Here is a 12889-nt window from a genome sequence, read left to right as displayed (position 1 = left end):
CGTTGCGCCTCAGCGATGGCAGCGCGGACGGGCCGTTTGTTGTCACCTGAGGAGAACGTTCTGTTCTCTATTGGTCTACTGTCGGAAACGATGCGGCATCCCATATTGGGCTCAACAGCAATGCCAACGCATTGGAGGCAATCATGAGCTTGCAACTGACTGGGATCCATCACCTGACGGCGATCACCGCCAACGCACCGGAAAACCTGCGCTTCTACACCGAGACGCTCGGGCTGCGGCTGGTCAAGAAAACCGTCAACCAGGACGACACCACCGCCTATCACCTCTTCTATGCCGACGGGCGCGCCACGCCCGGCACGGACTTGACCTTCTTCGACTGGCCGGTCGGGCCGGAAGGGCGCGGCACGCACAGCATTTCGCGCACGGGTCTGAGGGTCGGCAGCGCCGAAACCGTTCGCTGGTGGAAGGACCGCTTCGACGAACTCAAGGTCACGAGTGGAGAGGTCACGGAGATCGATGGCCGCACCGCGCTTGATTTCGAGGATGGCGAAGGCCAACGTTTCCGGCTGGTCGACGACGGCGGGCTTGCGCCCTCACACCCCTGGGAAAAGAGCCCGGTGCCGGCCGAGCGCCAGATCAAGGGCCTCGGACCGATCACCATCAGCGTGCCTGACATCACGAACACCGAACTCGTCCTGACGCATGTGATGAACATGAGCAAGGCCCGCACCTATCCGTCGCCGGACGGCGAGGGGGAAGTCAACGTCTTCACCATGGGCGAGGGCGGTCCTGCGGCCGAACTGCACGTGGCCGTCCAACCGGGATTGCCGATCGCGCGTCAGGGCGCCGGTGCCGTGCACCACGTCGCCTTCCGGGCGCCTGATAATGCGGCGCTGACGGAGTGGACGGAACGGCTTAACGGCTTCCGTCTGCCGTCGAGCGGCGAGGTCGAGCGCTATTATTTCCGCTCGCTCTATTTCCGCGAGCCGAACGGCGTCCTCTTCGAGATCGCGACCGATGGTCCCGGTTTTGCCGTCGACGAGCCGATGGAAACGCTCGGTGAGAGCCTGTCTCTGCCGCCGTTCCTGGAGCCGAAGCGCGCGCAGATCGAGGCCCGGCTGAAGCCGCTCGTCTAACGGTCTGATCCCAACGAAAAGCCGGGGCTCGTCCCCGGCTTTTTTGTCTCTATCCCTCTGATCCCGTTGGACATCGGTTCCGCGCGGACCCATCATGACAGCTGTTGCGTTGCCTATGTCGATGGCATCCCGCCTCGCGCTTCGAGGCGCGCCCGCAAGGACTTGGAAAAGGACCAGACCTCATGACAAAAATCCTCGGCATTTCCGGGAGCCTGCGCAAGGCGTCGTTCAACACCGGCCTGATGCGGGCGGCCGCGGAAAACCCGCCTGGTGGCGTCGAATTCGACACCGCGACGCTGCACGGAATTCCGCTCTATGACGGCGATGTCGAAAAGGAGAGCGGCATTCCGGACGCCGTGACGGCGCTGAAGCAAAAGGTGATGGCTGCCGACGGCGTCATCCTGTTCACGCCGGAATACAACAACTCCATCCCCGGCGTGTTCAAGAACGCGATCGACTGGATGAGCCGGCCTTCCGCCGATATCGCCAAGGTGTTTCGCGGTCGGCCCTTTGCGCTTGCCGGCAGCTCGCCCGGCAATTTCGGCACCATTCTCAGCCAGAACGCCTGGCTGCCCGTCATGCGCACGCTCGGCGCCGAGCTCTGGTCCGGCAAGCGCCTGATGCTGCCCAAGGCGGATACGCTTTTCGATGAGGCGGGGACGCTGACGGACACGGACGCCCGCGACCGGCTCGCCGCCTTCGTCAAGGCATTTGCGGATTTTGCCGGCGCTGAGGGAGCGCGGTAGTCTGCCGACACAGTGAGGCGCTAAGGCTGCCCCGGACATCGCGGACAGGACTGGGTATGGATGCTCGGGCAAAGCCCAAGCATGAGGGTGAGGGAGCGAGCGCTGTTGGATTTCTCGAAAGCATTCGCCGAAACGACCTCAGAAACGCTTAGAGGCCCTTATCCTGCAGCCATTGCTGGATAGCCGCGATATCTGGCGCGCCGATCTCGTGGCCCATGTCGAGGTCGACCGCGGTCAGATCCGCGCGCGTGCGGACGAGCTCTTCCCTGAGGCGTGGAGCGAAGTCGCCGTAGCTGTCGTGCTTGCCGGTCAGGAGCAGCACCTTCGTACCCGAGAGATCCGGCGGCGGCACGTCGTCGAGGACGAGCATTGAGCGCATCAGTACGACATTGCGCACGAGCCCCGGATACAACAGCATCAGGGCCACCAGAAGATTGGCGCCGTTGGAGTAGCCGATGAAAACCGTCTTCTCCAGATCGATGCGGTAGCCGTCGCGGGCACCCTCGACGAAGGCAGCAAAGGCCTCGGCTTCCGACCGCACGTCCTTCTGGTCGAAGGTCGTCGGCGAATAGCGCCGGAACCAGCGCGGCGTTCCCTCCTCGTTCGACCGGCCGCGAATGCCGACAAGCGTCGCCTGCCTGTCGACCTGATGGGCGAGGTGGAGAAGCTGCGTTTCGTTGGCGCCGCTGCCGTGCAAGAGCATGAAGGTGCGGTCATCCAGCACGCCAGGGTGATAGAAGCGGTGCACGAAGGGCAGGTCGCGCTCGGTCAGCCGCGGTTCTCCCGGCAGGGCGAACTGCGGCATGGCCAGCAGCATTTCTTCGCGCGCGGCGCTGAAATGCGCCGGCACGAAGAGTTCGGTGCCGAGTGTTTCCTTCGGTTCGTCGACGGTGAAGCCGGGCACGTCGCTGGCCAGTTCGTAGAGCGACCCACCGGGTTCGCGGACGTAGAGCGAATAGAAGTATTTGCGGTCATGCGCATTGATCGCGCCCGCGCCATCCCGTTGCAGGTCCTCGTGCACCCGTTCCACGGCGGCTCGGTCGGGCGCGCGGAAGGCGATGTGATCGATCGTTCCGGTTCCGGGGGCAGACGTCCAGAAGCCGCTTGCATTGCGCACGTCGATGGTGTCGCCGGAGGCGGAGGTGAGCCGCCGGATCGCGTCGGTTGCGCCGGTTTCCGTATAACCGAAATGGGACGTCAGGAAGCGAACGGAATCCTCCGGCTTTTCCGTGAGGATCGTGGCGCCACGCAGGCGGCGGATGGCGTCTTCCGCCGGGATATCGCGCGGGCTCCAGGGGGCCGCACCCGAAACCAACTCGGTGCCGACGAGCTTGACGATGACACCGTCCGGATCCTTGAGCCGCAGCACCGGCTCACCGAACTCCTGCGCTGGCCCTGACGTGGCGATGTTGAACTGCAGCGCGCGGGTCAGCCAGAAGCCGATACTCTCCGGCCGGATGGCAAACGCGATTTCGCTCGGCTGGCCATGGCCCACGCGGCCGCGGCCGCCGTCTTCCCACATCAGGAAGGTCACGAGCGAACCCGGCGAACCCTCGGCGTCGCCGTAAAAAAGGTGCAGCTGGTTGGCGTCCTCATAGCCGCCCGTCCGCTTGACGAGGCGCAAGCCAAGAAAGCCGACATAGAAGTCGACGTTTGCCTGGACCTTCCGGGCAATCAGGGTGATGTGATGGATGCCGCTCGTCATTCTTAGTCCCTCATTATCGTCGTCCCACAAAACACGATGTGTCCCGCCAGCACCAGAAGGGTCGCCGAGAACGCAGTGTCAACGTAGGAGGATCAATCGCCATCCTTGTCGAGGAATGCCTTGAAGGCATCCGCATATTTCGGATGCCAGCGCGACAGCGGCGGCCGGTTCGCGACGATGTCGCCGGCGGCCCACAGGATACGCCGTTCGTCGGTCGCGCGTGGCACGTCGTTATCAGGGCAGAGGATGTAGAAATCCCCGCGCGCCAGGCTCTCCATCATGAAGTCTACCGTCTGTTCCGACGTCCAGGCGCCGGCGGGCTTTTCCGTGCGGCCGCCAGCCGTCAGCCCGGTGTAGACGAAACCGGGGATCAGCAGGTGCGCGTGGACCTGGCTTCCGGCGGTGTTGCGCAGCTCGTGCTCCAGCGCCTCGGTAAAGACCTTCACGGCCGCCTTGGAGACGTTGTAGGCCGGGTCGCCGGGCGGCGTGGTGATGCCCTGTTTCGAGCCGGTGTTGATGATGACGGCCGGTTTGCCGTGGGCGATCATCCGGGATGCAAAGACGCGCGAACCGTTGATGACGCCCCAGAGATTGACCCCGAGCGTCGCCTCCCAGGCGGCCAAGGGGCCGAGGATCGCGCTACCGGGCTGAATGCCGGCATTGTTCATGAGCACATGCACGTCGCCGAGCCGCTGATGCACCTCCCGCTCGAGCGCTTCCAGCGTGTCGAGCCGCGAGACGTCTGTCGCGATGGCCGTGACGTGCCGCGCCCCGCCGGGCGAGGCGGCTGCGACTTCGGCGGCCGCCTTCTCCAGCTTGTCGCCCGCGAGGTCGGTGAGCACGACGTACATGCCGAGCGTCGCGAAGTGTCTGGCGGCCGCAATGCCGATGCCGGAAGCAGCACCGGTAACGACAGCGACATTGCCGGGGGCGAAGGCAGGGTGGGACATGGTGAAGCTCCTGTGGCGGGGTCGAGTGCAAGAGATAGGGCGCGAAGGGCTGGCTGTCCATGATCATGGCAACGATGGCGCTTCGGAAAACCAAGTGTTTTCAGGGTTGTATCTTGTCACCTGCGATGCCGGCGCTACTTGCAGTTTTGGACGCAAATGCCTGAACGAACGCATGCGGTGGATGGAACGATGAACGAAATGACAGCCCGCAACGAAAAGCGCACCCCTTGCGAAAGCTGTCCCTTGCGCAAGCTCGATCATTTTCGTGCCTTTACCGGCGAAGAACTTGCCTTCGTTTCGCAGTTCAAGACTGGCGAACTGGCGGTCGATGGTGGCGCGACCATACTCGTCGAAGGCGCGCACAGTGCGCACCTTTTCACCGTGCTTTCCGGCTGGGGCTTCCGCTACAAAATGCTCGATGACGGCCGCCGCCAGATCCTCAACTATGTGATGCCCGGCGATCTGATCGGACTGCAGGGCAGCCTGATGGGGGAGATGCAGCATTCGATCGAAGCGCTGTCGCCCGTCACTCTGTGCGTCTTCGAGCGCGGCAAGCTCAACCGCCTGTTCGAGAACTACCCTGAGCTTGCCTATGATCTCACCTGGATCGCTGCACGCGAGGAGCGCATTCTGGATGAAAACCTCTTGAGCATCGGCCGCCGATCCGCGCTGGAGCGGGCGGCCTATCTCATCGCCTTCCTCTATCAGCGGGCGGAGGTACTCGACCTCTTCAGCAACAGCCGCGTCGCCATTCCGATCAGCCAGCAGCATGTGGCCGACACGCTGGGTCTTTCGATCGTTCACACCAACAAGACTTTGAAGAAACTTGCCGAACGGGGCCTGATCCGCTGGGCGGAGAAGGGCTGCAATGTCCGCGACATCGACGGCCTGCTCGCGGTTTCAGGCTGGGAAGGGCTCCGCGAACCCAAGCGGCCGTTCATCTGACGTGCCCAGTCGAAGCCGATCGATGCGGCGCCAGGGCCGCATCGATGTCAAGGTGGGGGAGATCAGGCGGCAACGATCGCCCGCAGCATCCACAGAGCCTTTTCATGGAAGTTGAGGCGATCGGTCAGCATGTCCGTCGTGACCAGGTCGCCGTTTTCATCGGCCTTGGTGCCGGCCTCGCGTATGCGCCGCGCCGCCGCTTCGTGATCGGTGATCAGGTCTGCCACCATCTCGGCCGCCGTCGTGTGGTTGACCGAGGCGGCGCTGGGGGCGAAGGTTTTTGCTTCGGCGAGCTTCGCCGGCGCCAGGTGGCCAAGGGCGCGAATGCGCTCGGCAATGATGTCGGTTGCCTTGAACAGCGCGTTGTAGTGCTCTTCGGTCAGTTCGTGCAGCGGCTTGAACAGGGGCCCGACCACGTTCCAGTGGTAGATGTGGCTCTTGATCACCAGCTTGTAGGTATCGGCAAGGATATCGGAAAGCGCGGTTGCCATCTGCTGGCGATAGGCCTTCGTCAGGCCGATGTCGAATTCTTCGTCCCTGACCTTGGGCTTCAGCACGGCGGCAGTCTGTTTCATTCTTCTGCTCCATTTCTGTCTTGGAATGTCGAGCGGAGGCGGCCGAGGCCACGCCGCATGAACTGAACGCCGCGACGAAAGGGTTGTTCCCGATCCCGTCATGACGCTCACATGTCTTTTTTAAATGCCAGGTCAGGCCATTGGAGCCTAAGCTCAGTCGTTGCCGTTGCCTCAGTGGAGGTTCCGGGACTCTGGACGGCATTCCGCCTGGAAATGCGCCTGCAGCGACGATGACTGCCGTCGCTGTGCGTGAAAAATGGAGTGCATTGACATGGCCGAGCTTTCACCGTCCGTCCGGACGGTCCTCGTTCTCGAGGACAACTTCATCATCGCCATGGACGTCGAGGAAATCCTCGCTTCTCTCGGAATATTGCAGGTTACGATCGCCGGAAATGCGAACCAGGCATTGGAGCTGCTGGCGCTCCAGGCCTTCGATTTTGCGATCCTCGACGTCAATCTCGGCGATCACACGAGTTTCGTGGTTGCCGATGCCATGCTTGCCCGCGGAATGCCGTTCGGCTTCACCAGCGGCTACGGCGATGCCGAGCACTTCCCGACCTATCTCAGGCACGTTCCGCGGATCGACAAACCCTTTAACGAGAAATCGATCGGCCAGCTGATCGCCGCTGGGATCCAGACGAGAGAGGCTTAGGAACCGGCTCAGCCCTTGCGCGACCTGCTCAGGGCTTGCCGCGCGATACGAACCAGGGATTGGCGAAGTCGCTGTCGTCCTTCTGGTTGCGCTTGCCGTAGGTAAGCGGCGTGCCATCCATCGTCAGCGTTTCGCCACCGGCGGCCCTCAGGATCGCGTCGCCAGCGGCGGTGTCCCATTCCATCGTCCGGCTGAAGCGGGGATAGACGTCGGCCACGCCTTCGGCGAGCAGGCAGAATTTCAAGGACGAGCCGACCGTCCGGTAATCGGCGATGCCGTGTTTTTCGAGGTAGTCGATCGTCTCGGCGCTGTTGTGCCAGCGGCTGGCGAGCCCCACCATGCGATCCCCGCAGCTGCGGCAGCCGATGATCGTTTCTTCGGTCAGGCGAAAGCTGCCATCAATAACCGACTTTACCGCCTTGCCATGGTGTGCCGCATAGAGGATTCCAAGCGCCGGGGCGTAGACGACGCCCGCGACGGGCGCGCCGTTTTCGATCAGCGCGATGTTGACGGTGAAGTCGTCGTTGCGGCTGATGAATTCCTTGGTGCCGTCGAGCGGATCGACAAGGAAAAACGACTTGCCGGAAATCTCCGGCACGAAGCCGGCGGACACCGCTTCCTCGGCGACCACGGGGATGTCCGGAAAGGCGGAGGCGAGGTCTGCCAGGATGATGCGTTCGGCCGTCGTGTCGGCATCGGTGACCGGCGAGCAGTCAGGCTTGTGCGTGACCTCCGGCCCGGCATTGTAGATGTCGAGAATGGCCCGACCCGCCGTTATTGCCGATTGTTGCAGTATCTCCAGCATTCGCCCTGTCTTTCGGTCCGTCATCAGGCCCATAGCATATTGAGAGGAAGATTATAGCCATGCTTTTGACATGGCAGGCGGCTCTTTACGCGTGGTCGCAACTGATCTGCGGGGCGGAGCATCTCAAGCTTTTTTGCAATTGCGAGAGGCTTTGCGTCTTTGCTTCCGCGTTCCGGCTGTGCAAATGTGCCGGCGCAACTGAACTGGATGCCTTCATGCGTTATTCCGCCTTCTCGCTTGTCAGGAACGCCCTTTCCGGAAACCTGAACTGGAAACCGCATTGGCGCCAGCCACAGCCGAAATCCCACTATGACGTGATCATCGTCGGCGGCGGCGGCCATGGGCTCTCGACCGCCTATTATCTCGCCAAGGAATTCGGCGTGAAGAACGTCGCGGTCCTGGAAAAGGGCTATCTCGGCTCGGGTAATGTCGGTCGCAACACGACGATCGTGCGCTCCAACTACATGCTGCCCGGCAACGAACCCTTCTACGAGTTCTCGATGAAGCTCTGGGAGGGGCTGGAGCAGGATCTCAACTACAATGTAATGCTGTCGCAGCGCGGCGTCATCATGCTCTACCACAGCGACGGCCAGCGCGATGCCTATGTGCGCCGCGGCAATGCCATGTGGATGGAAGGCGTGGCAGCGGAGCTCATCGAGCGTGAGCAGTTGAAGAAGATGATCCCCTTCCTCAACTACGATCACGCCCGCTATCCGATCCTCGGTGGCCTGCTGCAGCGCCGCGCCGGTACCGCGCGGCATGATGCGGTCGCTTGGGGCTATGCCCGCGGCGCCGACCAGCATGGTGTCGACATCATCGAGCATTGCGAAGTGACCGGCATTCGCCGCGAAAACGGTGTCGTCACCGGCGTCGAAACGACCAAGGGGTTCATCGGCTGCGGCAAGCTGGCGCTGGCGGCGGCCGGCAACACCTCGCGCGTCGGCGAAATGGCGGATCTGAAGCTGCCGCTGGAAAGCCATGTGCTGCAGGCCTTCGTGACCGAGGGGCTGAAGCCCTGCATCGATCACGTGATCGTCTATGGTGGCGGCCACTTCTACATCTCGCAATCGGACAAGGGCGGCCTCGTCTTCGGCGCCGAGATCGACGGCTATTCGTCCTATGCCCAGCGCGGCAATCTGGCGACCGCCGAGCACGTGATGGAGGAGGGGGTGACGATGATCCCCGGCCTGTCGCGCGTTCGGGTGCTGCGCGCCTGGGGGGGCGTCATGGACATGAGCATGGACGGCTCGCCGATCATCGACCGCACCTCGATCGACAATCTCTACTTGAACTGCGGCTGGTGCTACGGCGGTTTCAAGGCGACGCCGGCCTCCGGCTACTGCTTCGCCCACCTGATCGCCAAGAACGACACCCATCCGGTGGCGCGCGCCTTGAGGCTCGATCGCTTCGCCCGCGGCTATGCCGTCGACGAGGCCGGCGCCGGCCCGCAGCCCAACCTTCACTGACAGGACACGGCCGGCCCGCCGGCTCGTATGGAATGAACAGGAAGCCGGAGTGCGGCTTCAGGACACGGAAGACGATGGCAAGCCTGATTACCTGCCCGCATTGCGGGGTCCGACCGAAGGAAGAATTCGCGATCCGCGGCGACGCCTCGCGCGGCCGTCCCGAGCCCATGGATTCGGACGAGGCCTGGCATGATTACGTCTATGTGCGCGCCAACCCGCGTGGGCGCACGTTGGAGCATTGGCATCACATCGCCGGCTGTCGCCGCTTCCTGGTGGTCGAGCGCGACACGGCCACCCACGAGGTCTATTCCGTCGTCGATGCGGCCGAGTTTGCGCGGAGGGCTGCGCGATGACCGGCTATCGTCTTTCCTCCGGCGGCCTCGTCGATCGCAGCAAAACGTTGAGCTTCACCTTCGACGGCCGGCCGCTGCGCGGATTTTCCGGCGATACGCTCGCCTCCGCACTTCTTGCCAATGACCAGCTGCTCGTCGGCCGCAGCTTCAAATACCACCGGCCGCGCGGCATCGTCAGCGCCGGGCCCTCCGAGCCCAACGCGCTCGTCACCCTCGGCTCTGGTGCCCGCACCGATGCCAACACCAAGGCGACCGTCGCCGAACTCTATGGCGGGCTGACTGCCAAAAGCCAGAACCGCTGGCCGTCTCTCGGCTTCGATGTCGGGGCGGTCAACGGCGTCCTTTCGCCGTTCCTCGGCGCCGGCTTCTACTACAAGACCTTCATGTGGCCGAAGCAGTTCTGGGAGCGCGTCTACGAACCCTTCATCCGCCGCGCCGCCGGCCTCGGCCGGGCGGTGCTGGAGCGCGACCCCGAGAGCTACGAGAAGTCCTGGGCGTTCTGCGACCTGCTCGTCGTCGGTGCCGGTCCCGCCGGCCTGATGGCAGCACTGACGGCCGGCCGCGCCGGCCTTCGGGTCATCGTCGCCGACGAGGATTTCCGGCTCGGCGGCTCCCTGCTTGCGACCGGCGAGACCGTCGACGGCGCGCCGGCATCGGTCTTTGCCGACCGCACCGTCGCCGAACTGCAAGCGCTGCCCAATGTCACGCTGCTTTCGCGCACCACGGTCTTCGGCTGGTATGACGACAACGTCTTCGGCGCGGTTGAACGCGTGCAGAAACACGTCGCTGAACCGTCTTCGAAGCTCGTGAGCGAGCGTGTCTGGCGCATCGTTGCCAAGCGCGCGCTGATGGCAACCGGTGCCGAGGAACGCCCGCTGGTGTTCGGCGGCAATGATAGGCCCGGCGTGATGATGGCGGGCGCCATGACCACCTATGCCGAGCGCTATGGTGTGGCCGCCGGCAAGCAGGTCACGATCTCTACCAGCGGCAGCGCCGGGTACCGCACAGCGCGGGCCCTTGCGTCCAAGGGCGTCGCCATCGCGGCGATCGTCGACGCCCGCGCTGAGGCGACCGATCAGGCGCCCGAGGGTGTCAGGGTGATCCGCTCGGCCTCGATCGTCGACACGAAGGGCAGGCAGCGCCTCAAGGGCATCGTCGTCGAACGCTCCGGCTTCGAGGAACTGATCGCCTGCGATGCGCTGGGGATGTCCGGTGGCTGGAGCCCTGTCGTGCATCTTGCCTGCCAGCGCGGCGCAAGACCGGGCTGGTCGGAGGAATTGAAGGCCTTCGTCGCACCTGATGTCGGTGGCGGCCTGCGTCCCGTGGGCGCTGCAAACGGTGTCTACACGCTCTCGGGCTGCCTGTCCGATGGTGCGGAGAAGGCCGCAGCGATTGCGGCCGACCTCGGTTTCAGCGCCAGCTCGGCCGCAGCACCGGTCGTCGATGGCGAAGAGGCCACGTCCTTTTCAGCGCTCTGGTATGTACCGGGCGCCAAATCGAAGGCCTTTGTCGACTTCCAGAACGACGTGCATGCGAAGGATCTCGGCCTGGCGCTGCGCGAAGGTTTCGGCCATGTCGAGCACGCCAAGCGCTACACGACCAGCGGCATGGCGACCGATCAGGGCAAGCTTTCCAACATCAATGCCGTCGGCATTCTTGCCGGCATGCGCGGCGTCAGCCCGGCAGAGGTCGGCACCACCACCTTCAGGCCGTTCTACACCCCGGTCTCCTTCGGTGCACTTGCCGGCACGGCGCGCGATGAGCATGCAGCACCGGCGCGCAAGTCGCCGCTGCATGGCTGGGCGATGAAAAATGGCGCGACCTTCGTCGAGGCCGGGCTCTGGCATCGTTCCGCCTGGTTCCCGCGCGCCGGCGAAAAGACCTGGCGCGACAGCGTCGATCGCGAAGTCTTGAACGTGCGGGCCAATGTCGGCCTCTGTGACGTCTCGACCCTCGGCAAGATCGAGGTCTTCGGCCCCGACGCTGCGGAGTTCCTCAACCGTCTCTATTGCAACCCGGTCCTGAAGCTGCCGATCGGCAAGGCGCGTTACGGTCTGATGCTGCGCGAAGACGGTTTCGTCTTCGACGACGGTACGGTCAGCCGCTTCGACGAGGAACATTTCTTCGTCACCACGACGACGGCGATGGCCGGTCCCGTCATGGCGCACCTGGAATATTGCGCCCAGACGCTCTGGCCTGAACTCGAAGTCCGCTTCACCTCGTCGACCGACCAATGGGCGCAGATGGCGATCGCTGGTCCGAAAGCGCGCGCGGTGCTGCAGCAGATCGTCGATGGCGATATTTCCGATGGCGCGTTTCCGTTCCTGTCCGCCCGCAAGATCGTCCTGAAAAGCGGCGTGTCGGCGCGGCTCTTCCGCATTTCCTTCTCCGGGGAGCTGGCTTTCGAACTGGCGGTGCCGGCAGGTTATGGCGAGGCGGTGGCCGACCAGATCATGGAGGCCGGCCGGCCGCATGAAATCTGTGCCTATGGCGTCGAAGCCTTGAACGTGCTGCGGCTGGAGAAGGGTCTGCTGACGCATGCGGAATTCGACGGTCGCGTGACGCCAGACGATGCCGGGCTCGGCCGAATGCTCTCGATGCAGAAGACCGACTTCATCGGCAAGCGCCTGTCGACGCGCTACGGCCTGACGGCGGCGGATCGCATGCAGCTTGTTGGTCTGAAGCCCGTCGATGCCGACAAGGACATGCGGGCCGGAGCGCATCTTCTGAAGGAGGGGACCAAGCCCTCGACGCTGAACGATCAGGGTTGGGTCAGCTCGGCCGGTTTCTCGCCGGTCCTGGGCCACGCCATCGCGCTTGCCTTCCTGAAATCCGGGCGCGAACGCTATGGCGAGAAGGTCGTGGTGTTCGACAAGCTGCGCGATCAGGAGATCGTCGCCGAGGTCTGCGACCCGGTCTTGGTCGATCCGCAAAATGCAAAGCTGAAGGCCTGAGGAGGCGGTGATGGTTCGCGACTACAACAACCGCCACGCACTGGAGCAGAAACTGCGATCGGCACCCATGTCGCCGGCGGCCGACCACCTGATGGTCGGGCATTGGCGCACGATGGCGACGGTTCTTGCGCGCGCCGGCCGGGAGGAGACCGTGCGTGAGGCGATCGCCGCACAGTCCGACTTGTCCATGCGGTTTTCGGCACCGGGGGAATGGATTGTCGTCTCCGAGGTGGAAGCGCCGAGCGGGCTCGTGCGTTGGCTCGAAGAGCTTTGCGACGGCGGTGCCTATGTTGTCGACCAAAGCGATGGGCGCGTCGTCTTCCGGATCGCCGGCCCGAACGTGCGCAGCATCCTCGCCAAGGGCATCGGCCTTGATCTTCATCCCTCAGCCTTCACGGTTGGCGGCAGCACCAATGCGCTGTGCGGTCACATCCCGGTCAATCTCGCCCGGACGGACGAGGACACGTTCGAGCTGATCGTGCCGCGGAGCTATGCGGAATCGCTCTTCGACGACCTGATGAAGATGGGGCGGGCCTTCGATCTCACCGCCGCCTTCTCGGATTGAAACGGCCCCTTCAAGAGGTCGAAATCAAATGCGGCATGAAATGCCGCAAACAGGTCGCCCATCCGCCAGCAAACGG

Annotated in this window: 12 protein-coding genes; 8 read left to right on the top strand and 4 right to left on the bottom strand. The window is 63.7% G+C overall.

Going from position 1 to position 12889, the window contains the following annotated elements; genetic code table 11:
* The first annotated feature begins 143 nt into the window (after positions 1-143).
* A complete protein-coding gene (locus tag IB277_RS33260) occupies positions 144-1097 on the top strand; it encodes a ring-cleaving dioxygenase (RefSeq protein WP_060583000.1) in 954 nt (317 codons plus the stop codon).
* Between the two features lie 182 nt (positions 1098-1279).
* Positions 1280-1843 carry an NADPH-dependent FMN reductase gene (locus tag IB277_RS33255; RefSeq protein ID WP_060520347.1) on the top strand — a complete coding sequence of 188 codons (564 nt, stop codon included), beginning with the start codon at positions 1280-1282 and terminating at the stop codon, positions 1841-1843.
* 148 nt (positions 1844-1991) lie between these two features.
* Here IB277_RS33255 and IB277_RS33250 read toward each other — a convergent pair whose 3' ends face one another.
* Together IB277_RS33250 and IB277_RS33245 are read right to left on the bottom strand one after the other, a co-directional pair.
* Positions 1992-3548 (bottom strand): VOC family protein, encoded by a 1557-nt coding sequence (locus IB277_RS33250; protein ID WP_060583001.1) that lies wholly within the window; start codon positions 3546-3548, stop codon positions 1992-1994.
* A 92-nt stretch (positions 3549-3640) separates the two neighbouring features.
* Complete coding sequence (locus tag IB277_RS33245) at positions 3641-4498, bottom strand: SDR family NAD(P)-dependent oxidoreductase (RefSeq protein WP_090298253.1); 858 nt, start codon at positions 4496-4498, stop codon at positions 3641-3643.
* A 189-nt stretch (positions 4499-4687) separates the two neighbouring features.
* On the opposite strand from IB277_RS33245, the gene IB277_RS33240 reads away from it, so the two are divergent.
* Positions 4688-5443 carry a Crp/Fnr family transcriptional regulator gene (locus IB277_RS33240; protein ID WP_034798848.1) on the top strand — a complete coding sequence of 252 codons (756 nt, stop codon included), beginning with the start codon at positions 4688-4690 and terminating at the stop codon, positions 5441-5443.
* Positions 5444-5505: 62 nt separating this feature from the next.
* On the opposite strand, the gene IB277_RS33235 is transcribed toward IB277_RS33240, so the two are convergent.
* Positions 5506-6018, bottom strand: coding sequence for a Dps family protein (locus IB277_RS33235; protein WP_060583003.1), 513 nt, complete (start codon positions 6016-6018; stop codon positions 5506-5508).
* Positions 6019-6283: 265 nt separating this feature from the next.
* Between IB277_RS33235 and IB277_RS33230 the strand changes: the two genes are divergently transcribed.
* Complete coding sequence (locus tag IB277_RS33230) at positions 6284-6670, top strand: response regulator (RefSeq protein WP_034798951.1); 387 nt, start codon at positions 6284-6286, stop codon at positions 6668-6670.
* Between the two features lie 28 nt (positions 6671-6698).
* On the opposite strand, the gene cysQ is transcribed toward IB277_RS33230, so the two are convergent.
* Positions 6699-7475, bottom strand: coding sequence for a 3'(2'),5'-bisphosphate nucleotidase CysQ (gene cysQ / locus IB277_RS33225; protein ID WP_034798846.1), 777 nt, complete (start codon positions 7473-7475; stop codon positions 6699-6701).
* A 215-nt stretch (positions 7476-7690) separates the two neighbouring features.
* Here cysQ and IB277_RS33220 point away from each other — a divergent pair, with 215 nt between their 5' ends.
* The 4 genes from IB277_RS33220 (at position 7691) to IB277_RS33205 (ending at position 12813) form a co-directional block, all read left to right on the top strand.
* The gene (locus IB277_RS33220) at positions 7691-8941 is read left to right on the top strand and encodes a sarcosine oxidase subunit beta family protein (protein WP_034798844.1); all 1251 of its coding nucleotides are present in this window, start codon (positions 7691-7693) and stop codon (positions 8939-8941) included.
* A gap of 74 nt (positions 8942-9015) precedes the next feature.
* The gene (locus IB277_RS33215; protein ID WP_090298248.1) at positions 9016-9294 is read left to right on the top strand and encodes a sarcosine oxidase subunit delta; all 279 of its coding nucleotides are present in this window, start codon (positions 9016-9018) and stop codon (positions 9292-9294) included.
* Positions 9291-12248, top strand: a complete 2958-nt coding sequence (locus tag IB277_RS33210; RefSeq protein WP_090298245.1) for a sarcosine oxidase subunit alpha family protein — start codon at positions 9291-9293, stop codon at positions 12246-12248. The genes IB277_RS33215 and IB277_RS33210 overlap by 4 nt, the downstream gene beginning before the upstream one ends.
* A 10-nt stretch (positions 12249-12258) precedes the next feature.
* Positions 12259-12813: a sarcosine oxidase subunit gamma gene (locus IB277_RS33205; protein WP_060605195.1), complete on the top strand. Its 555-nt coding sequence runs from the start codon at positions 12259-12261 to the stop codon at positions 12811-12813.
* Positions 12814-12889: the final 76 nt, after the last annotated feature.

It is taken from the genome of Ensifer sp. ENS07, assembly GCF_014852185.1.
GTDB lineage: Bacteria > Pseudomonadota > Alphaproteobacteria > Rhizobiales > Rhizobiaceae > Ensifer > Ensifer adhaerens.
The sequence above is the reverse complement of the archived record's forward strand: the minus strand, read 5'-3'. Positions and strand labels throughout refer to the sequence as shown.

Excerpts from the sequence above, each read along its gene's own strand:
- IB277_RS33260 (WP_060583000.1), top strand. The coding sequence starts at position 144 with ATGAGCTTGCAACTGACTGGGATCCATCACCTGACGGCGATCACCGCC.
- IB277_RS33255 (WP_060520347.1), top strand. The coding sequence starts at position 1,280 with ATGACAAAAATCCTCGGCATTTCCGGGAGCCTGCGCAAGGCGTCGTTC.
- IB277_RS33250 (WP_060583001.1), bottom strand. The coding sequence starts at position 3,548 with ATGACGAGCGGCATCCATCACATCACCCTGATTGCCCGGAAGGTCCAG.
- IB277_RS33245 (WP_090298253.1), bottom strand. The coding sequence starts at position 4,498 with ATGTCCCACCCTGCCTTCGCCCCCGGCAATGTCGCTGTCGTTACCGGT.
- IB277_RS33240 (WP_034798848.1), top strand. The coding sequence starts at position 4,688 with ATGAACGAAATGACAGCCCGCAACGAAAAGCGCACCCCTTGCGAAAGC.
- IB277_RS33235 (WP_060583003.1), bottom strand. The coding sequence starts at position 6,018 with ATGAAACAGACTGCCGCCGTGCTGAAGCCCAAGGTCAGGGACGAAGAA.
- cysQ (WP_034798846.1), bottom strand. The coding sequence starts at position 7,475 with ATGCTGGAGATACTGCAACAATCGGCAATAACGGCGGGTCGGGCCATT.
- IB277_RS33220 (WP_034798844.1), top strand. The coding sequence starts at position 7,691 with ATGCGTTATTCCGCCTTCTCGCTTGTCAGGAACGCCCTTTCCGGAAAC.
- IB277_RS33215 (WP_090298248.1), top strand. The coding sequence starts at position 9,016 with ATGGCAAGCCTGATTACCTGCCCGCATTGCGGGGTCCGACCGAAGGAA.
- IB277_RS33210 (WP_090298245.1), top strand. The coding sequence starts at position 9,291 with ATGACCGGCTATCGTCTTTCCTCCGGCGGCCTCGTCGATCGCAGCAAA.
- IB277_RS33205 (WP_060605195.1), top strand. The coding sequence starts at position 12,259 with ATGGTTCGCGACTACAACAACCGCCACGCACTGGAGCAGAAACTGCGA.